Raw genomic sequence first — 25,713 nt, forward strand, 5'->3', positions numbered from 1 at the left:
TCGTCCTGGAACAGCTTCAGGCAGTCGATGAAGTTCAGGCCGTTGATCGGGTCGCCGCCGATGCCGATCACCGTCGACTGGCCGAGGCCGGCGTCGGTGGTCTGCTTCACCGCTTCATAGGTCAGCGTGCCCGAGCGCGACACGATCGCGACCTTGCCCGGCATGTGGATGTGGCCCGGCATGATCCCGATCTTGCACTCGCCCGGGGTGATGATGCCCGGGCAGTTCGGGCCGACCAGGACCACGTCCTCGTAGCCCTTGAGCGTGTTCTTGACCCGCAGCATGTCCAGCACCGGGATGCCCTCGGTGATGGCGACGATCACCTTGATGCCCGCGTCGGCCGCTTCCAGGATCGCGTCGGCCGCGTACGGCGGCGGCACGTAGATCACCGAGGCGTCGGCGCCGGTCTCGGCGACCGCGTCGGACATGGTGTCGAACACCGGCAGGCCCAGGTGCTCGGTGCCGCCCTTGCCCGGGGTCACGCCGCCGACGACCTTGGTGCCGTACTCGAGCATCTGCTCGGCGTGGAAGGTGCCCTGGGTGCCGGTGAAGCCCTGGACGAGGACTTTGGTGGATTTGTTGACCAAAACGCTCATGGAAAAATCATTCCTTCGTTGTAGAGCCGACCCATGGTCGGCTCATGCAGGCAGCCGACCATGGGTCGGCTCTACAAGAGTCAGCGAACGGCTTCTACCGCCTTCCTGGCACCGTCGTTGATGTCGTCGGCGGGGATGATCGCCAGGCCGGAGTTCTTCAGAAGGGCCTTGCCGGCGTCCACGTTCGTGCCTTCCAGGCGCACCACGACCGGCACTTCGACGCCCACTTCCTTGACCGCGGCGATGATGCCCTCGGCGATCATGTCGCAGCGGACGATGCCGCCGAAGATGTTGACGAAGATCGCCTTCACCTTGTCGCTGGACAGGATCAGCTTGAACGCCTCGGTCACGCGCTCCTTGTTCGCGCCGCCGCCGACGTCGAGGAAGTTCGCGGGCTCGCCGCCTTCCAGCTTGATCACGTCCATGGTCGCCATCGCCAGGCCGGCGCCGTTGACCATGCAGCCGATGTTGCCGTCCATGGTCACGTAGTTCAGGTCGTACTGGCTGGCGCGCACCTCGGTCTCGTCCTCCTGGCGGATGTCGCGCATGGCGGCCAGGTCGGGGTGGCGGAAGGTGGCGTTGTCGTCGGAATTGACCTTGCCGTCGAGCACCGCGAGATCGCCGGACTTCAGGATCGCCAACGGGTTGAGCTCGACCAGCGACAGGTCCTTCTCGTTGAACAGCTTGAACAGGCCCAGCATGATCTTGGTGAGCTGGTTGACCTGCTTGGCGTTGAGGCCGAGCGAGAAGCCCATCTCGCGGCACTGGTAGGGCATCAGGCCCTGGACGAAATTGACGTGCAGGGTCTTGATCGCGTCCGGGTTCTCCTCGGCGGTCTTCTCGATCTCGACGCCGCCCTCGGACGAGGCGATGAAGGTGACCGCCTTGCTCGAGCGGTCCACCAGCACCGACAGGTACAGCTCCTTGGCGATGTCGGTGGCCTGGGTGACCAGCACGCTGTCGATCGGCAGGGCGACGCCGGCCGATTGGTAGGTCTCCATCTTCGTGCCGAGCATGCCCTTGGCGTACTCGCGCACCTCGTCCAGGCTGCGCGACAGCTTGACGCCGCCGGCCTTGCCGCGGCCACCGGCGTGGATCTGCGCCTTGACCACCCAGAAATCCCCGCCGATCGCCTTGGCGGCGTCCACCGCCTCTTCGGGGGTGCGCGCGACGCGCCCGGGGGGAACCGCAATGCCGTAATCGGCGAACAGCTGCTTGGCCTGGTATTCGTGGAAGTTCATCGGAGTCCGCGGGGAGGAACAGAGCCGCAAATTGTACCCCCACGCCATTCCCTTCTCCCCGCCCGCGGGGAGAAGGTGCCCAGAAGGGGCGGATGAGGGGCGCTTTCGGCAACTCCCTTCTCCCCGCCCGCGGGGAGAAGGTGCCCCGAAGGGGCGGATGAGGGGCGCTTTTCCAGTGGTAACGTTCCCCAGAGGACCTGGGGACCCGCATGCCCACCACGACACCCGGCATCGCCGAGGCGCAATACCGCGACCTCTACTTCTACAGCCTGTACCGCGTGCTCGAGGCCGGGCTGCTGGCGCTGCTGCTGTTCGGCCCGGTGCGCGAGCTGGTGCCGCCACCGGCGCACCCCGTGCTGGCCAAGGCCACCAGCGCGGCCTACCTGCTCGCTTCCGCCGCCTTGCTGTACTGGGGCCTGCGCCAGCGCGGGCTGCGCTGGCAGGTGGCGGTCGGCATGCTGGTGGACGTGGTCGCCGGCACCCTGGCGATCCACGCGCTGCCCCCGGCCGCCTCCGGCATCGCCCTGATGCTGGTGTTCAACGTGGCCGCCACCGCCCTGCTGCTGCCGCTGCGCTACGGCCTGGCCGCCGGCGCGTTGGCCGGCGCGGCCATGATCGGCGAATACATCTGGAGCTCGCTGCTGGTCCGCGGCTTCGACCGGCCGCTGGCCGAGCCGCTGATGTTCGCGGTGAGCTTCCTCTCGATCGCGATGCTCAGCTACCTGCTGGGCCGGCAGATCCGCGAGACCCAGGCGCTGGCCGAGCGCCGCGGCGGCGAGCTGGCCGACCTGGCCGCGATCAACGAACTGATCATCCGGCGCATGCGCACTGGCGTGCTGCTGGTGGATGGCGACGGCGAGATCCGCCTGGCGAACGAGGCCGCACTGCTGGCGGTGGGCGACATCGGCCGCGACCGGCACCTGGCACAGGTGGCCCCGCCGCTGGCCGAGCGCCTGCGCGAGTGGCGGCGCACCGGCCAGAGTGAGGACACGCCGCTGCGCCTGGGCGGCGAGCAGCGCGAGGTGCTGCCGCGCTTCGCCCGCCTGCTGGGCCACGGCGAGAGCGCGCTGGTGTTCCTGGACGACACCTCGCTGGTCTCGCGCCGGGCCGAGTCGCTGACCCTCAACACCCTGGGCCGGTTCGCCGCCAGCCTCGCGCACGAGATCCGCAATCCGCTGGCGGCGATCAACTACGCCACCCAGCTCCTGCAGGAATCAGAGGACATCGGCGAAGCCGACCAGCGCCTGCTGCAGATCATCCACGCCCAGTGCCAGCGCACCAACGGCATCGTCGAAAGCGTGCTCGGCCTGGCCCGGCGCGAGCGCGCCAGCGCCGAGCACCTGGACCTGGCGCAGTTCGCGCGGCGCGTGGTCGACGACTTCCGCCAGGTGCTGCCCGCGGAGTCGGGCCGGATCGAAGTGACCGGGCATCCGCAGGTGCCGGCGCTGGTCGACCCGCGGCACCTGCAGCAGGTGCTCACGGTGCTGCTGCAGAACGCGCTGACCCATGGCCACTACCCCGGCGATCCCGCCGACGTCACCCTCGACATCCACCTGGCGGCCGGGCGGCCGACCATGGACGTGCGGGACCAGGGGCCCGGCATCCCGGAGGAATTGCGCGAGAGGCTGTTCCGCCCGTTCTTCACCACCTCCGAGCACGGCACCGGCCTGGGCCTGTACATCGCCCGCGAGCTGTGTCGCGCCAACGAAGCCACGCTCGAGTACGTGAACCTGGCCGACGGCACGAGCTGTTTCCGTATCGTCCTGCCCGAGCCGCGGGCGATGCTGCCGGCGTAAGCCCGATCCGTTAAGGTTGGCCCATGAGTGACGCCCCCCGCAGCCCCGCCAGTGCCCTGATCGTCGACGACGAACAGGACATCCGCGAACTGCTGGTGCTGACCCTCGGGCGGATGGGCCTGCGCACCGACACCGCTGCCTCGCTGGCCGCGGCACGCGCCCAGCTCGCCGCGCACCACTACGACCTGTGCCTGACCGACATGCGCCTGCCGGACGGCTCGGGCATCGACCTGGTCGCCGAGATCAGCGCCAACCACCCCGACACGCCCACCGCGATGATCACCGCCTACGGCAACGTCGAGGCCGCGGTGGAGGCGCTGAAGGCCGGCGCCTTCGACTTCGTCAACAAGCCGGTGGACATCCACGTGCTGCGCCGGCTGGTGAGCCATGCGCTCGACCTGGGCCAGCGCCGGCGCGAGGCGCCGGCCGGGCTGGCGCGGCTGCGCGGCGACTCCGCGGCGATGCAGGCGCTGCGCGCCACCGTGGCCAAGGTCGCGCGCAGCCAGGCGCCGATCGCGATCACCGGCGAATCCGGCGTCGGCAAGGAACTGGTGGCGCGCACCATCCACGCCGAGGGTGGGCGCGCCAAGGGCCCGTTCGTGCCGGTCAACTGCGGCGCGATCCCGGCCGAGCTGATGGAGAGCGAATTCTTCGGCCACCGCAAGGGCAGCTTCACCGGTGCCCACGCCGACAAGGCCGGCCTGTTCCAGGCCGCCGACGGCGGCACCCTGTTCCTGGACGAAATCGCCGAGCTGCCGCTGCCGATGCAGGTGAAGCTGCTGCGCGCGATCCAGGAAAAGTCGGTGCGGCCGGTGGGCGCGCACGCCGAGGTCCCGGTGGACGTGCGCATCCTCAGCGCCACCCACAAGGACCTGGCCGCGCTGGTGGCCGACGGCAGCTTCCGCCACGACCTCTACTACCGCATCAACGTGATCGGCCTGCGGGTGCCGCCGCTGCGCGAGCGCCGCGAGGACCTGCCGCAGCTGGCCGAGGACGTGCTCGCGCGCCTCGCGCAGGAGCAGGGCCGGGCCGTGCCGGCGCGCCTGGGCGAGGACGCGCTGGCCGCGCTGCTCGCCTACCCCTTCCCGGGCAACGTGCGCGAGCTGGAGAACATCCTGGAGCGCGCCCTGGCCATGGCCGAGGGCGACGTGATCACCGCGGCCGACTTGGCGCTGCCGCAGGGGGGCGCCGCACCCGGGCCGGCCGCGCCGGCGGCAACGCCCCCGGGCATCACCGCGGCCCCCGTCGGCGCGCCGCTGCCGGACTACATCGAGGACCTGGAGCGCAAGGCCATCGAGGAGGCGCTGCAGGCCAACCGCTACAACAAGACCAAGACCGCGGCCGCGCTGGGCATCACCTTCCGCGCGCTGCGCTACAAGCTCAAGAAGCTGGGGATCGACTGAGCCGGGCCGGCCAGGCCAAATGTGACGCTGCGCGTCACTTCCGCCGGCGAGGACTGACGTTTCGCGTCACTTTCTGCCCGGCGCGCGGGCGACGGCCCGGGGCGATCCGTGACCGGCCCCGCAGTTCCATGAATTGGGCCCCACAAGCGGCCCGTTGGCACGCAATATGCATGCGTAGTCGGGTGCACGTGCAGGACATTGCACGGCGACCGACGGACCGGGCAACCGGCCATGTGGGCACGTGAAACCAAACCTCCGAGGGGAGACACCATGAAGAAGTTGCAGCAGGGCTTCACCCTGATCGAGCTGATGATCGTGATCGCGATCCTCGGCATCCTGATGGCGATTGCCATCCCGGCGTACCAGGACTACACCGTCCGCGCGAAGGTGTCCGAGGGCATCATGATGGCTGCGCCGGCGAAGCTGGCCGTGGCCGAGACGCTGTCGTCGTCGGCGACCATGCCGGACAGCAACGCCGAGGCCGGCTACTCGTTCCCGGGCGCCACGACCTATGTCTCGAAGGTGGAGATCGGCACGGGCGGCATCATCACCGTCAGCACGAAGAACACCGGCGCTCCGACGGACTTCGACATCACGCTCACCCCGACCAACATCGGCGGCGGCCAGCTGACCTGGACCTGCTCGGCGGCCGGCAACGAGAAGTACGTGCCGTCCTCCTGCCGTAACTGATCGATTCCCGTACCATAAGCCCCGGCTCGATGCCGGGGCTTTTTTTTGGGGAGCAGGCCTGACATGCGCTTCTGGTTCGTCACCGCGGCGCTGCTGGTCGCCGCGCTTTGCTACCTCCCTGGACTGGCGGGTCCGCTCGTCCTCGACGACATCGCCAACCTCGAGCCGCTGATCCGCTGGATGCGAGGCACCATCGGAACCGCGGAAGTCATCTTCGGCAACGCCTCCGGGCAATTCGGGCGTTCCATTTCGATGGCCAGCTTCCTGGCCAACGCCGCGACGTCGGGCGACAGCGTCTTCGCGATGAAGCTCACCAACCTCGCGATCCACCTGGCGAATGGCGCCTGCGTGTTCGCGCTGTTCAAGGCGCTGGCCAGGGCGACGGCGCGCGACGAAGCGCCCCCTGCGCGATGGCTGCCGGCGGTGGCCGCGGCGGCCTGGCTGTTGCATCCGCTGCTGGTCAGCACCGTGCTGTACGTCGTGCAGCGCATGGCGCTGCTGTCGGCGTTCTTCATGCTGCTGGGGATGCTCGCGTACCTGCATGGCCGGTTCGCACTGCGCGACGGCGACCGGAAGCGCGCCACCGCCCTGCTCGCACTGACGGTGCCGGCATGCACCGTGCTGGCGGCGCTCTCCAAGGAGAACGGGGTGCTCGTCCCCGCCCTGTGTGGCGTGCTCGAGTGGTTCGCGTTCGCGCCGGCCGCCGGCGCCAGGCGCACGCGGCCCTCCAGCGCCTTCGTGCTGGCCACGCTGGCGCTGCCGGCGCTGGTCGCGCTCGGGCTCGTGCTCGCCGGAGAACCGCACGTGGTCGGCGGCTACGCGAACCGCAGCTTCACGCTCACCGAGCGGCTCCTGACGCAGCCGCGGGCGCTTTGGGACTACGTCGGCGCCTTCCTGATGCCCATCGGGCCGCGACTGGGCCTTTACCACGACGATTTCCCGATTTCGCACGGGCTGCTCGACCCGCCGGGAACCCTGGTGGCGATCCTCGGCTGGGCCGCGGCGATCGTGCTGGCCTGGCGGGTGCGCCGCACGATCCCGGCGGTACCGATCGGCCTCGGGATCTTCCTGGTCGGCCAGGCGCTCGAGTCCAGCGTGTTCCCGTTGCTGATGTACTTCGAGCACCGCGTGTACCTGCCCACCGCGGGCCTGGCGTGGGCGCTCGCCGGCCTCATCGCGCATGCGACGCGGGGGCTGCCGGACCGCGTGGAAAACGGCGCAAGGCTCCTTGGCCTGGTGTGCGCGGCGATCCTGGCCGTGCTGGCGTTCGCGACGTTCGCGCGGGCCACCGTCTGGCGCAGCCAGGCCACGATCCTCGCCCAGGCGCTGACGACCCACCCCGACTCGCGCTGGCTCCGCATGGACCTGATCGCGCAGGCGATGGCGCAGCAGCCGCCGCGCCGCGAGGAAGCCCTCGCCCACGCGGAGCACCTGCTGCAGCGCCCCGACCCGCTCGACCGCAGGTTTGGCGCGCTGATGGCGCTGTCCATCGAATGCCTCGGCGACGCCCCGGTGGAAAGGGAACGCATCGTGCAGGTCTTCGGTGGCGCACCCCGCGCGATCGAGCCTGACTTGCTGGTCGGTTACGAGCAGTTCGCCGAACGCAACCTGCAGAAGCCCTGCCCGGGCTTCCCGCCCGCGGCCAACGCAGCCGCGATGGCGGCGATGCTGGACCGCGTCCAGCTGCCCGCGGGCGACCGCAGCGTGTGGCGCCTGCGCTTCAAGGCCGCGAAGCTCCTCTGGTTCGCGGGCGACCCGCAGGCGGCGCTGGCGCAAGCGAAGCTGGCGTATGCTCCGGGCACGAGCGATCCGGCGGTGGGGATGATGATCGTGGGACTGTTGTTGCAATTGGGAAATCAGGCGGAGGCCAGATCCTTCTTGGATCGCGCTGCTCTACGCATCCCCATCACCGATGTGGCTGGACAACGCCTCGTCTCACAGTACCGAGCACAGCTCGCGCAGGGCCATTCTTCGCATTAGAGCGATGTTGCGCAACTTCGCCAGGATCTGGGGACTGTTTACGCCTGCAGAAAAGCGCAAGGCTTCATGGATGCTGGCGATGGTCGTCTTAATGGCTATTGCCGAAACGATCGGCGTGTTGTCGATCATGCCTTTCCTGACCGTGGTGGCAAACCCAGCGGTCCTACATGAAAATCCGCTGCTCCTTTCGGTATATGACCGGATAGGGTTGTCCAACGAACGTGGATTCATCTTGTTCCTCGGCGCCATCTCCATCGGCGTCGTAGTCGCGTCTTCCTGCTTCAAGACGATCACGCTGCACGCCCTGAACAGGTTTGTCCACCTCGAGCGACACTCGCTCAGTTCCAGGTTGTTGGCGCGCTATCTACACCAGCCATACGAATTCTTCCTGGAACGGAATCCGTCCACCCTCGCAAAGAATGTCCTCTCCGAGGCCGATCAGCTTTTGTTCGAACTGATCCAGCCACTTTCACAGCTGATCGCCCAAGGCAGCATCGTGTTCGCGATGTCTCTGCTCATCTTCAGCTACGACCCTGTGACAGCCCTCTGCATCGTCGCCACTCTGGCAGCCCTTTACGGCGCCATCTATGGCTTGGTGCGCACGCGGCTGGCCCGAATCGGCAAAGAACGTCAGGCCGCCAATGCCGAGCGCTACAAGGCAACCAACGAAGCACTTGGTGGCATCAAGGACGTGAAGGTCACAAGCGCCGACGAAGCATATTTGGGCAAATTCGACGCTGCCTCGCGTCAATATTCACGGCACATGGCGACCAGCGATACCCTTGCCCAATCGCCGCTGTATCTCGTAGAGGCGACGGGTTACAGCATTTTGATCATTGTCACCCTTTTTCTGCGTCTTCGATCGGAGGAACTGACGCAGGTTCTCCCCGCGCTCGGCCTATATGGATTCGCGGCATATCGATTACTGCCAGCCGCGCAAGTCATGTACCGTGGCATTGCAAAGCTTAAGGTTTCGTCGGCAGCGCTCGACAGCATCCATCGTGACTTGACGCTACCATTTGGACCTCAGTACAAGGAAGATCACAAGTTGGAACTGCGCAAGGAAGTGCGCCTGACCAACGTTCGATACGCTTATCCGTCGCGGCCGGAACGACCAATTATCGATGGCTTGGAGCTGACCCTTCCAGCGCACGCAAGCATTGGCATTACTGGCAGGAGTGGCGCGGGGAAGAGCACGCTCATGGATCTGCTCCTGGGTTTGCTATCTCCCACATCCGGCACCATCAGCGTCGATGGCATAGCGCTTGACCCGAACAACATCATCGCCTGGCAGCGGACGATTGGCTACGTGCCGCAGCACATCTTTCTGGCGGATGCGAGCGTCGCTGAGAACATTGCGTTTGGCGTACCTCGCGATGATATAGACATGCAGGCCGTCGAGCGCGCAGCGCGCGCTGCCCAGATCCATGAATTCGTCGTAAGCGAGCTACCTTTTGGCTACGATACAAAGGTTGGCGACAGGGGGATTAGGCTTTCCGGCGGACAGCGCCAGCGAGTAGGGATCGCTCGGGCACTGTATCGGGATCCGTCCGTGTTGCTACTCGATGAGGCAACCAGCGCCCTCGATGCAGAAACCGAAGCTGCCTTGAACAAAGCGGTGCGCAGCCTCGCCCCGCTGAAGACTGTGATTGCCATCACCCACCGGGAAGCGTCGATCAACGATTTCGATATGAAAGTCACCTTCCTAGCCAACGGCCGAATTGAGGTGGTTCGCAGGCCCAGCCTTTCGCACCCCACCAGCCGCCAGTGAGCTCAAAATCGATGCATCGCGTCTCCGTAATCCTTCCGGCGTACAACGCCGAACGTCACATCGAGGAGGCGGTGGAAAGCATCCTCTCCCAAACATTTGACGATTTTGAGTTGATTGCGATCGACGATGGCTCCACTGATGCCACGCGGGCGATCCTGGAGAAAATTGCCCGGCGTGATGCCCGGGTCCGCCTAGTAAGTAGGCCAAACAAAGGGCTGGTGGCAACACTTAACGAAGGCTTGTTGCTGTCGCGCGGCGAATACATTGCACGCATGGATGCGGATGACGTTTCACACCCGGAAAGGTTGCGCCTGCAGGTCGAGTACTTGGACTCCAACCATGACGTTGTCTTGCTGGGAGTGCGTACCTATCCGACTCGCCGAATGAAGTGGCGCTACGTTGGTAGGTCCAACCCGCGCTACTGTTCTTGGGGCCTCACTTTCAGGAACAAGATCGGGCACCCCGGGGTCATGTTCCGCTCCGAACTCATTAGGGTCCACGGTCTCAGGTACCGGGAGGATTACCTATATGCCGAGGACTTCAAGCTTTGGTGTGAGATGCTCGACTTCGGAAAGGCGCATGTATTACCCCAGAAGCTGCTCTTCTACCGGCAACATGAAGGATCGATTTCCAGGCAGAACGCCCTTTCCCAGCTGCGGGTTGACCGGAAGATCGTGTCTGAGAACCTCCGCAGGGTGTTTCGCGTAGACATGTCGGACATTATTGATGCCCCATCCAGGATATGGATCCGCGCGATGTCGGAGCGCGTTTTCAGATCGCCTGCTTTTCATGCACTACCCCAAGAAGACAAGCTGGCGATCCACCAAACCTATCAGGACTTCTGCGTGATATATGGGGTGGGCGCGTTGATGGACTACGCGCGCGTCGTTGGTCCTGCTCGCTTGGCGCATTCAGGAATTTTTCTGCCGTCGGTCATTTATCGCGCCGCGAAGCATTCCGTATTCCCTAAGCCGCAGATGCATCTACTTTGATCTCGAAACTCTCCTCGGTATACAGACGGGCGATCTTCCACATGGAAGACAGCCAGTATGTCCTCATCATTGGGCATATGCGGTCATATTCGTCGCTGTTGGCGCACATCCTAGGCAGCCATCCCATGGTTTCCGGCTATGTCGAACTGCAACTCGATTATGCCAAGACTTCCGATCTCATTAGATTGAAACGCCGTGCTATGGCCCTTGCGGGGAAGGCGCCGTACTACCTGGATAAGCTGGTTAGCGGATGGCACAGCGCTTCCAGGGAAGTAGTCGCCAACCGCCGAGTAAAGACGATCTTTCTAGTGCGGCGCCCTCGTTCTACGTTGGCTAGCATTCAGAAGCTGGCATCTTACGAAGATGTTCCTTGGTACAGCGATCCAGCAGAAGTCGCCAGCCACTATCTCCGCCGTCTTGAAGTGATCCGGAAACTAGCAGGATGGGCAGCACCAAATGGGTTCTGCTTCATTCGTGCCGAAGAATTTGTCGAACGGCCCGATCCTTGCCTGCGGACGGTCCAGGCTTTTCTTGGCTTGAAGGAGCCATTCTCGCTCGATTACAAGACGGGCGAGCTCACGGGAAAGCCCGGGCACGGCGATCCTTCGGTCCTGATTCGCTCTGGTCGAATCCAAAAACCCAGCGCTTTGGCGGAGCCGCACATCGAGTTGGACCCAGATCTGCTGAGGCAATGCGAGGAGGCCTATCGCATGACATGCCTGCACGTCGAATCCCTTCTTACCAGCCAGACGCTTGATTAGCCACATGCCAAGGCCATCCGAGCCAAGAGTGATCCTTGTCGTGGGGGCTGGCTTTTCCGGCGGTGTGATTGCCCGCGAGCTCGCCGACGCGGGAAATCAGGTCCACGTCATTGACCGGCGGCCCCATGTCGCAGGGAATGCGTTCGACGAGATTGATAGCCACGGGGTGCTCGTGCACCGGTATGGCCCCCACATTTTCCATACCAATGCCGATCGCATCGTGCAGTGGTTGTCCAGGTTCACCGAATGGCGTCCGTACGAACATCGCGTTCGAAGTGTAGTCGACGGCCGAATGTACCCGTTCCCCATCAACCGCGACACGATTAACCTGCTCTACGGGCTCGATCTCGATGAGGCCGGCGCCGAGGCCTTCCTCGAGAGGGTTCGCGAACCGCGTGACTCAGTGCGCACCAGCGAGGATGTCGTTCTCAACAGCGTCGGACGTGACCTATACGAAAAGTTCTTCCTCAACTACACGCGAAAGCAGTGGGGTCTCGACCCGTCCGAACTGAAGGCCGGGGTCGCCGCGCGCATCCCGGTGCGGGCAAACTCGGACGACCGCTACTTCACAGATGTCTTCCAGGCCATGCCAATGCATGGCTACACCCGCATGTTCGAGAACATGCTCGACCATCCTCACATACGCGTGGAAGTAGGAGTCGATTTTGCCGAGGTCAAGCACGAGCGGTTTTCCCACGTCTTCTACACTGGCCCCATCGACGCCTATTACGACCATTGTTTTGGCCCATTGCCGTATCGCAGCCTACGATTCGAGCATGAGCACCTGCCTCATGTGACGCAGTATCAGCCAGTCGGAACCGTCAATTTTCCGAACGATCACGCTTATACCCGTATCACCGAGTTCAAGCATTTGACTGGTCAGGAACATCCCGGCACTTCGATCGTCCGCGAATATCCCCAAGCGGACGGCGAGCCTTACTATCCCATCCCACGGGCGGAGAACGAAGCCTTGTTCAAACGGTACGAGGCGCTTGCCCAAGCTGAGCCCGATGTGACGTTCGTGGGCCGACTAGCACAGTACCGCTACTACAACATGGACCAAGTTGTGGGTGCAGCTCTCGCAGCTGCCCGCCGCTTCCTCGGCTGAGTCTGTATTTGCGGATGCGCATCGCCTATCTTTGCAAGCGCCGCTACATGGGCAAGGACGTGGTCCTCGACCGCTATGCGCGGCTCTACGAGATCCCGTACCAGCTCGCCCGGCTTGGCCACGAGGTGGAGGCGTTCTGCCTGGACTACCGGGGCGATGGCGCGCTCGCGGAATCGCACGAAGCCGTGCCGGGGCGCCTTGCATGGCATTCCGAATCTCTGTCGCCGCGGACGGCCACGTACGCCTGGCGGCTGTTGCGTCGGATCCGCGCGTTTTCGCCCGAGCTTGTGGTCGCCGCGTCCGACATTCCCCACGTTGCCCTCGGTGCATGGCTGGCGCGCCGGTTGCGCGTGCCTTTCGTCGCCGACCTCTACGACAACTTCGAAGGCTTCGGCCAGGCCCGCATCCCTGGGATGGTGGCCGCCCTACGTCACGCGGTCCGCGGCGCCGACCTGGTCCTGACCACCAGCGAGCCGTTGCGCGAGCTGGTGGAGACGGATTACCGCGCCCGCGGCGAGGTCGTGGCCATGCCCAGCACGGTCGACAAGGCGGTCTTCCGCCCGCAGGATCGCCAGGCGAGCCGGGCGACGCTCGGTTTGCCACAAGGGGCGTTGTTGGTGGGCACTGCCGGCGGCCTGCATCGCGACAAGGGCATCGAGACGCTGTATGCCGCATGGGAGCGGCTGCAGGCGGAGGTGCCCGAGGCGCACCTCGTGCTGGCGGGTCCGCACGAACCCGGCCTGCCGCCCCCGGCCGGCGAACGCGTCCACTACCTCGGCGCCCTGCCGCACGCGCGCATCGCCGAACTGTTTTCCGCGCTTGACGTTGGCGCGATCTGCATCCTCGACACCGCCTTCGGGCGGTACTGCTTCCCGCAGAAGGCCTACGAAATGCTGGCCTGCGGGCTGCCCGTGGTCGCGGCCGACGTCGGCGCGATGGGCGCATTGTTCGCGGACATGCCGCACTGCCTGTATCGGCCGGAAGACGCGGGCGACCTGGCTGCGAAGCTTCGCGCACAGCTGGCGAACCCCGTCGTTCCCGCACTGCCCATGGACGACTGGGAAACGATCATCGGTCGCATCGAGCCCAGGTTCAGGTCACTGCTGCAGCGTTGAGTATCTCTGCATAGCGGGCTGCGATCCGGTCCCAGTCCACGCGTTCGATGGCGCGCGCGCGCAGGGCCAGCGTGCGGGCTCTGGCTTCCGCCGGATGCTCGAGGACCTCGAGCACGGCCCGCGCCAATGCCTCCCGGTCCCGCGGATCCACGACGACCTGGCGAGCCTCGTCCCCCAGCAGGTCGTGGACACCGGCCACGTCGCCGACGACGGCGGGACAGCCGCAGCCGATGGCCTCCATCAGCGCCACGGGGAGACCCTCCTGGTCGCCGGAGGCGTCGCGCACGAACGGCGCCACGAAGACGCCCGCGCGCCCGTAGAGCGACGGGAGTTCGGCCTGGGGCATGGCACCCAGGAAGCGCACGTGCGCGGCGATGCCCAGCGCCGCCGCATGCGCTTCGAGGGCCGGGCGATCCGGGCCGAAGCCGGCGATCTCCAGCACCACGCCCGGCCTGGCGGCGAGGATCAGTGGCATCGCATCCAGCAGGTGCACGAGTCCCTTCTTCGGCACGAGGCGCCCCACGAAGAGCAGGGTGTCGGCGTCGCGTTCCGCCGGATCCGAGGCGACGAAGCGCGCGCGCAGGTCCGCACCCATCGGCACGACGTCGATGGCGGGGGGCGCGAGCCCGAGCCGCCCGGCTTCTTCGCGCATGGCGCTGCTGACCACGGTCATGGCGCTCGCCCGCTTGGCTACCAGCCGCTTCAGCCTCGTCGCGACGCGGCCGCGCAGGCCGAAGAGGTCGCCGCCGTGCGAAGTGACTACGTAGGGCACTCCGCGGCGGCCGGCGGCCAGCAGGGCAACCAGCCCTTGCGGCAGCAACCAGTGCACGTGGACCACGGCGATCGGCCGCTGCGAAAGCACGCGCCTCGCAGCAAGATATTGCGCGAAGAGGAAGCCCGGCAACAACAGCCACTTCCAACGCGCACGCGCGAGGTTCGCCGCCATGCCACCGCCGTGGACCAGCGTCTCCAGCCGTTCCGGTGCGTACCGGTATCGGACGATCTCGACGCCATCCATCGTTTCCCGCTCCAGCGCGCCCTGCGCATGCGGCGTCACGACGGTGACGTCGAAGGCGGCCGAGAGGCGGCGCGAAAGCTCGTGGACGAAGCCCGGTTCATGGTCGCCGTACCAGCGCGGGTATGTGGAAGCGAGGACCAGTAGGCCCCGCTTGGAGGATTCCGCAGTCATGGCCCCGGTCCCCGGCGTATCGCGACGACACGGTTGAATGCCGGCATGAACCCGCTGCCCGGCAACCACCCGAGGGCGAAGGCAGCAAGGTTGACCAGGCAGATCAGGCCGACCAGCAGCGGAACCACCGGGAGGCACCACCATGTCCGCGAGGTGATCCGCTCGCAGCTGTCGGCCAAGGCCAGGCAGGCGAGCAATCCCGCCGTGCGCACCGGGGGCAACACGCGCGACGCGCGTGATACGTCGAAGCCCGCTTCTACAAGGTATGCCGCCAATCCGTGCGAAGTGAAGCGCTGGAAATCATGGGGCGCATCGTGCACCGGGTACATGAAGGGCATCCACACCACGAGGCTGCCACCGGGGCGCAGGATGCGCGCGCACTCCTCGAGCGCCGCATGGGGGCCTTGCACATGCTCAAGGACATCCTTGAGGACCACCGCATCCACGCTGCGGTCGCCGAACGGCAACCGCCTGGCATCGCCAAAGACGTCTGGCCTCGAACCATACAAACCGATCGCCGTCCGCGGATAGTCGAACCCGACGTACTCGCAGCCCGAGGGAAGGCAACGGGAGGCGCGCCGATCGGCACACCCGATGTCCACGACTACTCCGGAAAAGCCCGAGAACGCCTCGTGCAAGGCCGCCGCCTCCTCACGACCGCCGAGCAACCATTGCGGATGCACCGGCCAGCGGCGCAGCGCGCCAGCCCAAGTGCGGAGACGGCCGCCCCTTGCCTGCTCGCTCATGCCTCCCCCTTCAGGCGGTCGGTCCGTCGCTTGAGCGGCGTTCCCCGCGGACGGCTTGGTAGGTAAGGCTGGTGATTTGCTCGGATATCAATCCAATCAAGAAGACAATGACTGCTGCGCTGAAAAGCAACGCACTCATGTTCGTGAAACGGTGCTGGGTTGCGAAAGTAAATGCGTAGTACCCGGCCCCGAGCAGGAAGAACGCGGACCCCACTGGCGCAAACAACTTCAGGGGCGAATACAGCGTCGCGATCCGGAAGATGATCAGCAGGAAGCGCAGGCCGTCGCGGACGGGCTTGATATGGCTCTTGCCGATCCGTGCCGCCACCGGGATGGGCACGTACGCCACCGGGTACGCGCTCCGGAAAAACGCCATCGTGCTCGTGGTCGGATAGCTGAATCCGTTCGGCAGCAGGTGCAGGAACTGGCGGAAGCGCTCGGCGCGCGCCACGCGAAACCCGGAGGTGAGGTCGGCGATCCGGTGCCCGGTCATCCAGCTCGACAGGCGGTTGTAGAAGGCGTTGGCCAAGCCGCGGCCCGCATTTGCCTGGCCGGCGCCGTCGCGCGCGCCAACGACCATGTCGTAACCCTCGTCCAGCTTCTCCAGCAACCGCGGAATCAACGCGGGGTCGTGCTGGCCGTCCGCGTCCATGAACACGAGGATCTCGCCGGAGGCCGCGCGGGCGCCGCGCTTGATCGCGGCGCCGTTGCCCATCGAGTAAGGGGTCCCGACCACGTGGGCCCCATGGGCGCGCGCCACCTCCGCGGTGTCGTCCGTGGAACCGTCGTCCACGACGATGACTTCGGCTTCGGGAAATCGGTCGCGGAGGCCAGGCAGGACCTTTTGCAGGCCAGCGGATTCGTTCTTGGCGGGCAGGATGATGGATAGGTGCATTTGGATTCCCCCGGGGGAAGGGTAGCCGATGCGGGAGTTCAAGGCGCCCCTCATCCGCCCCTTCGGGGCACCTTCTCCCCGCTCGCGGGGAGAAGGGAGGGGGAGATGTGACGGGGGTAGCATTCGGGTGGGCGGGGGTTTGGGGTAAAGTCGAGGGCGGGGACTTCTGAGGGCTTCGCTATGGCGAGCGTCGCGCACGCCAACCTGGTGGGCATCACCGGCATCGCCCGGCGGCTGGTGCTGGACGGGGTGCTGGAGGAAACCGCGGCCCGCGAGGCCATGGCCGCGGCCACCGAGGCCAGGAAGCCGCTGGCCCAGTACCTGGTGGACAACCGGCTGGTGGCGCCTGTGCAGATGGCCGCCGCCAACTCGATGGAGTTCGGGATCCCGATCTTCGACGTCTCGGCCATGGACCCGGGGCAAACCGCGATCAAGCTGGTCAGCGAGGAACTGGTCCGCAAGCACTGCGCCCTGCCCCTGTTCAAGCGCGGCAACCGCCTGTACGTCGGCATCGCCGACCCGACCAACCTGCGGGCGCTGGACGAGATCAAGTTCCACACCAACCTGCAGGTCGAGTCGATCCTGGTCGACGAGGAGCGGATCCGCGGCGCCATCGACAAATGGCTCGAGACCGCCGACTCGCTGGCCGACATGGCCGAAGGCGAAGAGGACGAGGATTTCGAGAACCTCGACGTCAGCGCCGAGGACGACGAGGACGGCGAGTCCGGCGTCGACGTCAAGGGCGACGACACCCCGGTCGTCAAGTTCGTCAACAAGGTGCTGGTGGACGCGATCCGCCGCGGTGCCTCGGACATCCACTTCGAGCCCTACGAGACCGACTACCGCGTGCGCCTGCGCATCGACGGCATCCTCAAGCAGGTGGCCAAGGCGCCGGTGAAGCTCAACGCACGCATCGCCGCGCGCCTGAAGGTGATGTCGCAGCTCGACATCGCGGAGAAGCGGGTGCCGCAGGACGGCCGCATCAAGCTCAACCTCAGCAAGACCAAGCAGGTGGACTTCCGCGTCAGCACCTTGCCCACCCTGTTCGGCGAGAAGATCGTGCTGCGCATCCTCGACGGCGGCGCGGCCAAGCTGGGCATCGAGAAGCTCGGCTACGAGGACGACCAGAAGCAGCTTTTCCTGGACGCGATCAAGAAGCCCTACGGCATGGTCCTGGTCACCGGGCCCACCGGCTCGGGCAAGACCGTGTCGCTTTACACTGCGCTCAACATCCTCAACGACGACTCGCGCAACATCAGCACGGTCGAGGACCCGGTCGAAATCCGCGTGCCCGGCATCAACCAGGTGCAGCAGAACGCCAAGCGTGGCATGACCTTCGCCGCGGCGCTGCGCTCGTTCCTGCGCCAGGATCCCGACGTGATCATGGTCGGCGAGATCCGCGACCTCGAGACCGCGGAGATCGCGGTCAAGGCCGCGCAGACCGGCCACATGGTGCTGTCGACCCTGCACACCAACGATGCGCCGCAGACCATCGCGCGCCTGATGAACATGGGCGTGGCGCCGTTCAACATCACCTCCTCCGTCAGCATCGTAATCGCCCAGCGCCTGGCCCGGCGCCTGCACGATTGCAAGCAGGAGCAGAAGCTCCCGGACAACGTGCTGCTCGAGGAAGGGTTCACCCAGGAAGAGATCGACGCCGGCCTGACCATCTACGAGGCGGTCGGGTGCCCCGATTGCACCGAGGGATACAAGGGCCGCACGGGTATCTACCAGGTGATGCCGATGACCGATGAAATCGCCGCCATCGTGCTCGCCGGCGGCAACTCGCAGCAGATCGCCGAGGCCGCGCAGCGCTCCGGCGTCCGCGACCTGCGCCAGTCGGCGTTGCTCAAGGTCAAGAACGGCATCACCAGCCTCGCCGAAATCAACCGCGTGACCAAGGATTGACGACCATGGCCCTTAGCCGATCCGCCGCCAAGTCCACCGCCGCGCGCAGCAGCGGCCTCGAGGTGTTCCTCTGGGAAGGCACCGACAAGCGCGGTGTCAAGATGAAGGGCGAAACGCCCGGCAAGAGCATGAACCTGGTGCGCGCCGAGCTGCGCCGCCAGGGCATCAACCCGACTTCGGTCCGGGCCAAGCCCAAGCCCCTGTTCGGCGGTGCCGGCAAGCGGGTGACCCCGGGCGACATCGCGGTGTTCAGCCGCCAGATCGCGACCATGATGAAGTCGGGCGTGCCGATCGTCGGCGGCCTGGAAATCATCGCCGGGGGGCAGAAGAATCCGCGCGCGAAGGAGCTCTACAACGATATCCGCGCCGAGATCGAGGGCGGCTCCTCGCTGTACGAGGCGCTGGGCAAGCACCCGGTCCAGTTCGACGAGCTGTACCGCAACCTGGTCAAAGCCGGCGAGACCGCGGGCGTGCTGGAGACGGTGCTCGACACCGTCGCCAGCTACAAGGAGAACATCGAGTCACTGAAGGGCAAGATCAAGAAGGCATTGTTCTACCCGGCCACGGTGATCGCGGTGGCGATCCTGGTCAGCGCGATCCTGCTGATCTTCGTGGTGCCCCAGTTCCAGAACGTGTTCGCCAGCTTCGGCGCGGACCTGCCGGCATTCACCAAGATGATCATTGCCGCCAGTGACTTCATGATTTCCTACTGGTGGCTCGTCCTCTTCATTGTCGTGGGCGTGGGCACCGGCTTCGTCTTCCTGAAGAAGCGCTCCCTGGCCTTCGCCCACTTCCTCGACCGGTTGATCCTCAGGTTGCCGGTGATCGGCCAGATCATGCACAACTCGGCCATCGCCCGCTTCTCGCGCACGCTGGCGGTCACCTTCCAGGCGGGCGTGCCGCTGGTCGAGGCGCTGGACATCGTCTCCGGCGCCACCGGCAACACCGTCTACGAGACGGCGGTGAAGCGCATCCGCGACGACGTCTCGGTCGGCTACCAGGTCAACGTGGCCATGCGCCAGGTCGGCCTGTTCCCGCACATGGTCATCCAGATGGCGGCGATCGGCGAGGAGGCCGGCGCGCTCGACGCGATGCTGTACAAGGTCGCCGAGTTCTACGAGGCCGAGGTCAACAACGCGGTGGACGCGCTGTCGAGCCTGCTGGAGCCGTTGATCATGATCTTCATCGGCGGCATCGTCGGCGCGATGGTGGTCGGCATGTACCTGCCGATCTTCAAGCTCGCCGCGGCGATCTGAGGCGCGATGGCATTCCTCGACCAGAACCCGGCGATCGGGTACCCGGCCGCGGCCGCCGTCGGCCTGCTGATCGGCAGCTTCCTCAACGTCGTCATCCTGCGCCTGCCCAAGCGGCTGGAATGGCAGTGGAAACGCGATAGCCTGGAAATGCTGGGCGAACCGGAGATCTACGATCCTCCGCCACCGGGCATCGTGGTCGAGCGCTCGCACTGCCCGCACTGCAAGCACCAGCTCTCGTGGTGGGAGAACATCCCGGTGTTCAGCTGGCTGGCGCTGCGCGGGCGCTGCCGCGCGTGCCGGGCGCCGATCTCGATCCAGTATCCGCTGGTCGAGCTGCTGACCATGCTGCTGGTGCTGTGCTGCGTGTGGCAGTTCGGCTTCGGCTGGCGCGGCTTCGGCGCGATCGTGTTCACCTGCTTCCTGGTGGCGCTGTCGGGCATCGACCTGCGGACCCAGTTGCTGCCGGATTCGCTCACCCTGCCCCTGCTCTGGCTCGGGCTGGTGGCCAGCGTCGACAACCTGTTCATCAGCAGCAAGCACGCGCTGGTGGGCGCGGTCATCGGCTATGTGTCGCTGTGGTCGGTGTGGTGGGTGTTCAAGCAGCTCACCGGTAAGGAGGGCATGGGCCGCGGCGACTTCAAGCTGCTCGCGGCCATGGGCGCCTGGTTCGGCCTGCAGGGGATCCTGCCGACGATCCTGCTGTCCTCGCTGGTCGGCGCGGTCATCGGCTCCATCTGGTTGTGGGCGAAGGGCCGCGACCGGGCGACGCCGATACCCTTCGGACCCTATCTCGCGATCGCGGGATGGATCACGTTCTTCTGGGGCAGCTCGCTGGTTGATTGGTACCTGCGGATTGCCGGGCTCAATCCTTGATGTCTGCCAAACCCGCCATCCTCGTATGTGGTGGCGCCGGATACATCGGCTCGCACATGTGCAAGCGCCTCGCGCGTGCCGGATACACACCGGTCACCTTCGACAACCTGTCTACTGGCCATCGTCGGGCGGTCCGCTGGGGACCACTGATCGAAGGTGACCTGCTTGACGCGGCCGCGCTCGGCAAGGCATTCCGCGATCACCCCCTCCAGGGTGTGATGCATTTCGCGGCCAGGTCGATCGTGAGCGAGTCGGTTTCGGATCCGGGCCTTTACTTCCGCAACAACATCGCCGGAACGCTGAACCTGCTCGATGCGATGCGCACATCCGGAGTCGACAGACTCGTTTTTTCGTCGACCGCCGCCGTCTATGGCAATCCGGTCGAGGTTCCGATCACTGAAGGTCACCCCACCCAGCCGATCAATCCTTACGGTCAGAGCAAACTCTACGCTGAAGGCGTCATCGGGGCGTATTGCAGCGCGCACGGTTTGCGCGCCATCGCACTGCGCTACTTCAATGCTGCCGGTGCGGATCCCGACGGTGAGATTGGCGAGTCGCACGAACCCGAAACCCACCTGATCCCCAACGCATTGCGCGCGGCCGCAAGCGGCGCGGCGGTCAAGGTCTTCGGCGACGACTACCCGACTCCGGACGGTACTTGCGTGCGCGACTACGTGCACGTCGACGACCTTTGTGACGCCCATCTGCTGGCGCTGGACAGGTTGGCTGCGCGACCCGGTTTCGAGGTTTTCAACCTGGGTGGAGGAACTGGCCGCTCGGTGCTGGAGGTCCTCTCCACCTGCCGCGAGGCCACGGGCCTGCCATTGCAGGAAGACCGCGTCGCACGGCGCAGCGGCGACCCGGCCGTGCTCGTGGCGTCGTCCGCGGCTGCAAGGGAGCAACTCGGCTGGTCACCCCGCCATGATCTGCGCGACTGCATCACGCACGCGTTCAAGTGGACGCAGTCGAGCAAGTCCGATGTCGGGGAAGCCCTGGCATGACCGACTTCGTCGTCGGCCTGACCGGTGGCGTCGCCTCGGGCAAGAGCGAAGTGGCGAACCGGTTTGCGGCGCTTGGAATCCACGTCGCCGATGCCGACGTCGCCGCGCGCGAGGCGGTGGCGCCCGGCTCCGACGGACTGGCGGCGCTTGTCGCCGCCTTCGGCGACGAAGTGCTCGGGGACGATGGCTCGCTGGACCGCGCCGCGATGCGCCGACGCGTGTTTGCCGACGATGAGGCCCGGCGCACGCTCGAGGCCATTGTCCATCCCCGGGTACGCGTCGCCCTGCGCGAATCCTGCTTCGATGCGCCGGGACCCTACGCGATTGCCGCGATTCCCTTGCTCGCCGAGGGCGGCGGCCGCGCGGCCTATCCGTGGCTGGACCGGATCCTGGTGGTCGACGTGCCGCGCCAGATCCAGGTCGAGCGCCTGCTGCGGCGCGACGGCATCGACCGGGCCCTGGCCGAGCGGATGCTCGACGCCCAGGCCACCCGCGAGCAGCGCCTGGCGATCGCCGACGACGTCCTGCCCAACGACGGCCCGCTCGATGCGCTCAATGCCCGGGTGGCCGCGCTCCACGTCCTCTACCTCGGGCTCGCCGACGCGACCTGAGCGCTGCGCCGACGCCCTTAGAACCAGGCCGCATCCCAGAACGGGTAGTCCGCGACCGTGCGCACCAGGCCGGCGCGCATCGGGTTGCGCACGATGAAGCGCGCCACCGACTTCGCATCCTCGTCCGGGCCCAACGTACGGTCCTCCCAGGAACTGGCCCACACCGGGCGTTTCTCGCCGCGCAAGCGGTTCACTGCGCGGCCGCTGCGCGCCTTCATCCGTTGCACGACCTGGGAGATTCCGTCGCGCGGGCCGGTCTGCAGCAGCCAGTGCGCGTGGTCGGGCATCAGCACCCAGGCCAGCAGGCGCGCATCGCCCAGCGCGCGCGGGTCGGTGAATGCGCGCGCCGCGGCGCAGGCCGAGGCGAAGGGCTCGAAGTAGCGTTGCCGCCGGCGGGTGGCGACGAACACGTGGTGGATGCGAAGGGTGGCTTCGGGGGTGACGACGCGCATGTCCATGGGGACATCGTCGCCACCGACCGGCGGCGGCCCCATCGGCGGGCGCGCCGCCCGCGTGTCAGGAATCCCCGCGCGCCGGGGTCAGCCCGGCCGGGCGCCCCACAGGCCGCGGATTCCGGCGATGCCCTGGGCGCCGTGCAGCCGGGCTTCGGCCAGGTCGGCGGGACCCAGCCCGCCGATCGCGTACAGCGGGATCGTGCAGTCCTCGCGCAGGGCCTCGAAGGCCTCCCAGCCGATGCCGGGCGCGCCCGGGTGGCTGGGAGTGGGCCGGATCGGGCCGACCACCGCGAAGTCGCAGTGCAGGCGCTCGGCGTGGCGGAGGTCGGCGGCGTCGTGGCAGGACGCCCCGACCGGTAGCGTCGCCGGTAGCGGCCGCTGCGCCATCCCGGCCAGCTGCGAGGCCTTCAGGTGCACGCCGATGCGCAGGTCGCGGGCCAGCTTGATGTCGGCATTGACCAGGGCCTGCGCGTCGTGGCGCCGGCATACGGCGGCCGCCTCGCGCGCAAGTGCGCGCCACTGCTCTGGATTTTCGCTGGCCACGGGGGCGCGGAGCTGGACCCGGGTAGCCCCGCCGTGGACCAGCGCGCGCTCCAGCGCCGCCAGCCAGCCGGCCGGCTCGCCGGTCGCGTCCGGGGTCACCAGGTAGCGGTCGGGCTGCAGCAGGGCCGCTACCACGGGGCGGTCGGCCCCGGGCATGGCGTAGCTGCCGAGCTTGCGCGCCGGCACCCAGGCCAGCGCCTGGCCGTCCAGGCCCTTGAGCGTGCCCTCCCAGGCACTGATGTGGCGCACGTCCAGCCGCAGCCGCTTGTGCGGGTAGCGGTGCGGCACGGTGATCAGCGGCGCGCCGATCTCGACCCGGATGCCGAGCTCCTCCTCGAGCTCGCGCGCCAGGGTGGCCTCGGCGCTTTCGCCCGGCTCGCGCTTGCCGCCGGGGAATTCCCACAGGCCGGCCAGGTCCCGCCCCTCGGTGCGGCGGGCCAGGAGGATGCGGCCACGGGCGTCGGTGATGACGCCGGCGAGGACTTCTATGGCTGGTGAGGGATCATCCATGCCCATGTAGAGCCGACCCATGGTCGGCTGGCATCACGGAAGCCGACCATGGGTCGGCTCTACGGTTCAGGCGATCTGGCCGTGGCAATGCTTGAACTTCTTGCCGCTGCCGCAGGGGCACGGGTCGTTGCGGCCGACCTTGGGCACCCGCGACTGCATCTGCGCCGCCATCGCCTGGGCCTGGGCCTGCTGCGCTTCCTCGTCGGCGCCCAGGCCGCCGGCGTCGGCGTGCTGGAACTGCATGCGCTCGGCCTGGCGCTGCGCCTGCGCGCGCTCGGCCGCCTCCATCGCCGCGACCTCTTCCTCGGTGCGCAGGCGCACCCGGGCGAGCATCGTGACCACTTCGCGCTTGACCTTCTCCAGCATCTCGCTGAACAGCTCGAACGCCTCGTGCTTGTATTCCTGCTTCGGCTGCTTCTGCGCGTAGCCGCGCAGGTGGATGCCCTGGCGCAGGTAGTCCATGCGCGCCAGGTGCTGCTTCCAGTTGTCGTCGAGCACGCTCAGCATCACGTGCTTCTCGATCAGGCGCATGGTCTCCTCGCCGACCTGGGCTTCCTTGTCGGTGAACACCTTCGCCACGATCTGCTGCACTTCCTCGGCGATCTGCTCGGCGTCCACTTCCTTGCGCGAGGCGATGTCCGCGGCCAGGCCGGGCGGCACGCCGAAGTCGCGCGCCAGTTCGTCCTCCAGGCCCTGCAGGTCCCACTGCTCGTCGATCGAGTTGTCGGGGACGTAGCGGCGCACGGTCTCGGCGACCACGTCCTCGCGGATGCCGTCGATGCTGTCCTTGATGCTGTCCGCCTCCAGCAGCTCGTTGCGCTGCTGGTAGATGACCTTGCGCTGGTCGTTGTTGACGTCGTCGAAGTCGAGCAGGTTCTTGCGGATGTCGAAGTTGTGCGCCTCGACCTTGCGCTGTGCGTTCGCGATCTGCTTGGAGACCAGCGGGCTCTCGATGATGTCGTCTTCCTTCAGGCCCATCCGCGCCATCACCTTCTGCACCCAGTCGGCGGCGAAGATGCGCATCAGGTTGTCTTCGAGCGACAGGTAGAAGCGCGAGGATCCCGGGTCGCCCTGGCGGCCGGAGCGGCCGCGCAGCTGGTTGTCGATGCGCCGCGACTCGTGACGCTCGGTGCCGACGATATGCAGGCCGCCGGCCGCCTTGACCTGGTCGTGGCGCTCCTTCCAGGCCGCCTTCAGTTTGGCCCGGGTGGCGTCGTCCACCGGTGCGCCGGTCTCCGCCTCGAGCTGCGCGATCTCGGCCTCCAGCGAGCCGCCGAGCACGATGTCGGTGCCGCGGCCGGCCATGTTGGTGGCGATGGTCACCGCGCCGGGGCGGCCGGCCTGGGCCACGATCTGCGCCTCGCGTTCGTGCTGCTTGGCGTTGAGCACTTCGTGCGGGATGCCGGCGGCCTTGAGCTGCTCGGCCAGCATCTCCGAGACCTCGATCGAGGTGGTGCCGACCAGCACCGGCTGGCCCTTGGCGTGCACGTCCTTGATCTCGTTGACCACCGCGCGGTACTTGCCGGCGCGATTGAGGAACACCGCGTCCGGATGGTCCTTGCGGATCATCGGCCGGTGGGTCGGGATCACCACCACTTCCAGGCCGTAGATCGACTGGAACTCGTAGGCCTCGGTGTCCGCGGTGCCGGTCATGCCCGACAGCTTGTCGTACATGCGGAACAGGTTCTGGAAGGTGATCGAGGCCAGCGTCTGGTTCTCGCGCTGGACGTTCACCCGCTCCTTGGCCTCGACCGCCTGGTGCAGGCCGTCGGACCAGCGCCGGCCCGGCAGGGTGCGGCCGGTGAATTCGTCGACGATGACCACCTCGCCGTCGCGGACGATGTAGTCCACGTCGCGCTGGTAGATCGCGTGCGCGCGCAGCGCGGCGTTGAGGTGGTGGACGACGTGGATGTTGTGCGAGGCGTACAGGCTGTCCTCGCCCTCCAGGATCCCGGCCTCGCGCAGCAGCGCCTCGGCCTTCTCCTGGCCGGCCTCGGACAGGTAGACCTGCTTGCCCTTCTCGTCGACCCAGAAATCGCCCTCGCCTTCCTCTTCCTGCTGCCGGACCAGGTGCGGGACGATCTTGTCGACCTTCAGGTACAGCTCCTGCCCTTCGTCGCCGGGGCCGGAGATGATCAGCGGGGTGCGCGCCTCGTCGATCAGGATCGAGTCGACCTCGTCCACGATCGCGTAGTGCAGGCCGCGCTGGAAACGGTCCTGCTTCGACAGCGCCATGTTGTCGCGCAGGTAGTCGAAGCCGATCTCGTTGTTGG

General features: G+C 66.6%; 22 protein-coding genes. 14 read left to right on the top strand and 8 right to left on the bottom strand.

What is annotated here, in order from left to right; genetic code table 11:
- A partial coding sequence (locus tag ACIY1X_RS10425; RefSeq protein ID WP_399680331.1) for a CoA-binding protein occupies nt 1-596 on the bottom strand: 596 nt, incomplete at its 3' end.
- Nucleotides 597-676: 80 nt separating this feature from the next.
- Nucleotides 677-1,837, bottom strand: a complete 1,161-nt coding sequence (gene sucC / locus ACIY1X_RS10430) for an ADP-forming succinate--CoA ligase subunit beta (RefSeq protein WP_399680333.1) — start codon at nt 1,835-1,837, stop codon at nt 677-679.
- A gap of 209 nt (nt 1,838-2,046) precedes the next feature.
- On the opposite strand from sucC, the gene ACIY1X_RS10435 reads away from it, so the two are divergent.
- From ACIY1X_RS10435 to ACIY1X_RS10475, 9 genes are all read left to right on the top strand, one after another.
- On the top strand, nt 2,047-3,633 hold the full coding sequence (locus ACIY1X_RS10435) for a sensor histidine kinase (RefSeq protein ID WP_399680335.1): 1,587 nt from the start codon (nt 2,047-2,049) through the stop codon (nt 3,631-3,633).
- Nucleotides 3,634-3,656: 23 nt separating this feature from the next.
- The gene (locus ACIY1X_RS10440; protein WP_399680337.1) at nt 3,657-5,036 is read left to right on the top strand and encodes a sigma-54-dependent transcriptional regulator; all 1,380 of its coding nucleotides are present in this window, start codon (nt 3,657-3,659) and stop codon (nt 5,034-5,036) included.
- Between the two features lie 270 nt (nt 5,037-5,306).
- Nucleotides 5,307-5,726: a pilin gene (locus tag ACIY1X_RS10445; RefSeq protein ID WP_399680339.1), complete on the top strand. Its 420-nt coding sequence runs from the start codon at nt 5,307-5,309 to the stop codon at nt 5,724-5,726.
- Nucleotides 5,727-5,789: 63 nt separating this feature from the next.
- Nucleotides 5,790-7,706: a hypothetical protein gene (locus ACIY1X_RS10450; RefSeq protein ID WP_399680341.1), complete on the top strand. Its 1,917-nt coding sequence runs from the start codon at nt 5,790-5,792 to the stop codon at nt 7,704-7,706.
- Between the two features lie 4 nt (nt 7,707-7,710).
- Entirely contained in the window at nt 7,711-9,477 is a 1,767-nt protein-coding gene (locus ACIY1X_RS10455; protein WP_399680342.1) for an ABC transporter ATP-binding protein, read from the top strand.
- 11 nt (nt 9,478-9,488) lie between these two features.
- Nucleotides 9,489-10,469, top strand: coding sequence for a glycosyltransferase family 2 protein (locus tag ACIY1X_RS10460; protein ID WP_399680344.1), 981 nt, complete (start codon nt 9,489-9,491; stop codon nt 10,467-10,469).
- Between the two features lie 41 nt (nt 10,470-10,510).
- Nucleotides 10,511-11,230, top strand: a complete 720-nt coding sequence (locus ACIY1X_RS10465; protein WP_399680345.1) for a hypothetical protein — start codon at nt 10,511-10,513, stop codon at nt 11,228-11,230.
- Between the two features lie 28 nt (nt 11,231-11,258).
- Complete coding sequence (gene glf / locus ACIY1X_RS10470; protein ID WP_399680347.1) at nt 11,259-12,338, top strand: UDP-galactopyranose mutase; 1,080 nt, start codon at nt 11,259-11,261, stop codon at nt 12,336-12,338.
- Between the two features lie 14 nt (nt 12,339-12,352).
- Entirely contained in the window at nt 12,353-13,453 is a 1,101-nt protein-coding gene (locus ACIY1X_RS10475) for a glycosyltransferase family 4 protein (protein WP_399680348.1), read from the top strand.
- Here ACIY1X_RS10475 and ACIY1X_RS10480 read toward each other — a convergent pair.
- Genes ACIY1X_RS10480 through ACIY1X_RS10490 form a run of 3 tightly spaced genes read right to left on the bottom strand, consistent with a single transcriptional unit; the run spans nt 13,431 to nt 16,325 of the window.
- Nucleotides 13,431-14,642: a glycosyltransferase gene (locus tag ACIY1X_RS10480; RefSeq protein ID WP_399680349.1), complete on the bottom strand. Its 1,212-nt coding sequence runs from the start codon at nt 14,640-14,642 to the stop codon at nt 13,431-13,433. The genes ACIY1X_RS10475 and ACIY1X_RS10480 overlap by 23 nt on opposite strands.
- On the bottom strand, nt 14,639-15,388 hold the full coding sequence (locus ACIY1X_RS10485; RefSeq protein WP_399680351.1) for a class I SAM-dependent methyltransferase: 750 nt from the start codon (nt 15,386-15,388) through the stop codon (nt 14,639-14,641). Before ACIY1X_RS10485 ends, ACIY1X_RS10480 begins: the two co-directional genes overlap by 4 nt.
- Nucleotides 15,389-15,398: 10 nt before the next feature.
- On the bottom strand, nt 15,399-16,325 hold the full coding sequence (locus tag ACIY1X_RS10490; RefSeq protein WP_399680353.1) for a glycosyltransferase family 2 protein: 927 nt from the start codon (nt 16,323-16,325) through the stop codon (nt 15,399-15,401).
- Between the two features lie 138 nt (nt 16,326-16,463).
- Here ACIY1X_RS10490 and pilB point away from each other — a divergent pair, with 138 nt between their 5' ends.
- The 5 genes from pilB to coaE are packed head-to-tail and all read left to right on the top strand — an operon-like array spanning nt 16,464 to nt 21,932.
- Nucleotides 16,464-18,191, top strand: a complete 1,728-nt coding sequence (gene pilB, locus ACIY1X_RS10495; RefSeq protein WP_399680355.1) for a type IV-A pilus assembly ATPase PilB — start codon at nt 16,464-16,466, stop codon at nt 18,189-18,191.
- A 5-nt stretch (nt 18,192-18,196) separates the two neighbouring features.
- Complete coding sequence (locus tag ACIY1X_RS10500; RefSeq protein ID WP_399680357.1) at nt 18,197-19,447, top strand: type II secretion system F family protein; 1,251 nt, start codon at nt 18,197-18,199, stop codon at nt 19,445-19,447.
- 6 nt (nt 19,448-19,453) lie between these two features.
- The gene (locus tag ACIY1X_RS10505) at nt 19,454-20,320 is read left to right on the top strand and encodes a prepilin peptidase (protein ID WP_399680359.1); all 867 of its coding nucleotides are present in this window, start codon (nt 19,454-19,456) and stop codon (nt 20,318-20,320) included.
- Nucleotides 20,320-21,321, top strand: coding sequence for a UDP-glucose 4-epimerase GalE (gene galE / locus ACIY1X_RS10510; RefSeq protein ID WP_399680361.1), 1,002 nt, complete (start codon nt 20,320-20,322; stop codon nt 21,319-21,321). Before ACIY1X_RS10505 ends, galE begins: the two co-directional genes overlap by 1 nt.
- Complete coding sequence (gene coaE / locus ACIY1X_RS10515; RefSeq protein WP_399680362.1) at nt 21,318-21,932, top strand: dephospho-CoA kinase; 615 nt, start codon at nt 21,318-21,320, stop codon at nt 21,930-21,932. The genes galE and coaE overlap by 4 nt, the downstream gene beginning before the upstream one ends.
- Before the next feature lie 17 nt (nt 21,933-21,949).
- Here the strand turns inward: coaE and ACIY1X_RS10520 are convergent, their stop codons facing one another.
- From ACIY1X_RS10520 to secA, 3 genes are all read right to left on the bottom strand, one after another.
- Entirely contained in the window at nt 21,950-22,390 is a 441-nt protein-coding gene (locus ACIY1X_RS10520; RefSeq protein ID WP_399680364.1) for an REP-associated tyrosine transposase, read from the bottom strand.
- 81 nt (nt 22,391-22,471) lie between these two features.
- Nucleotides 22,472-23,461: a Nudix family hydrolase gene (locus ACIY1X_RS10525; protein WP_399680366.1), complete on the bottom strand. Its 990-nt coding sequence runs from the start codon at nt 23,459-23,461 to the stop codon at nt 22,472-22,474.
- 45 nt (nt 23,462-23,506) lie between these two features.
- Nucleotides 23,507-25,713: preprotein translocase subunit SecA (secA, locus tag ACIY1X_RS10530; RefSeq protein WP_399680368.1), on the bottom strand; the 2,207-nt coding region annotated here is incomplete at its 5' end.

It is taken from the genome of Xenophilus sp., assembly GCF_044462705.1.
GTDB lineage: Bacteria > Pseudomonadota > Gammaproteobacteria > Burkholderiales > Burkholderiaceae_C > Xenophilus > Xenophilus azovorans.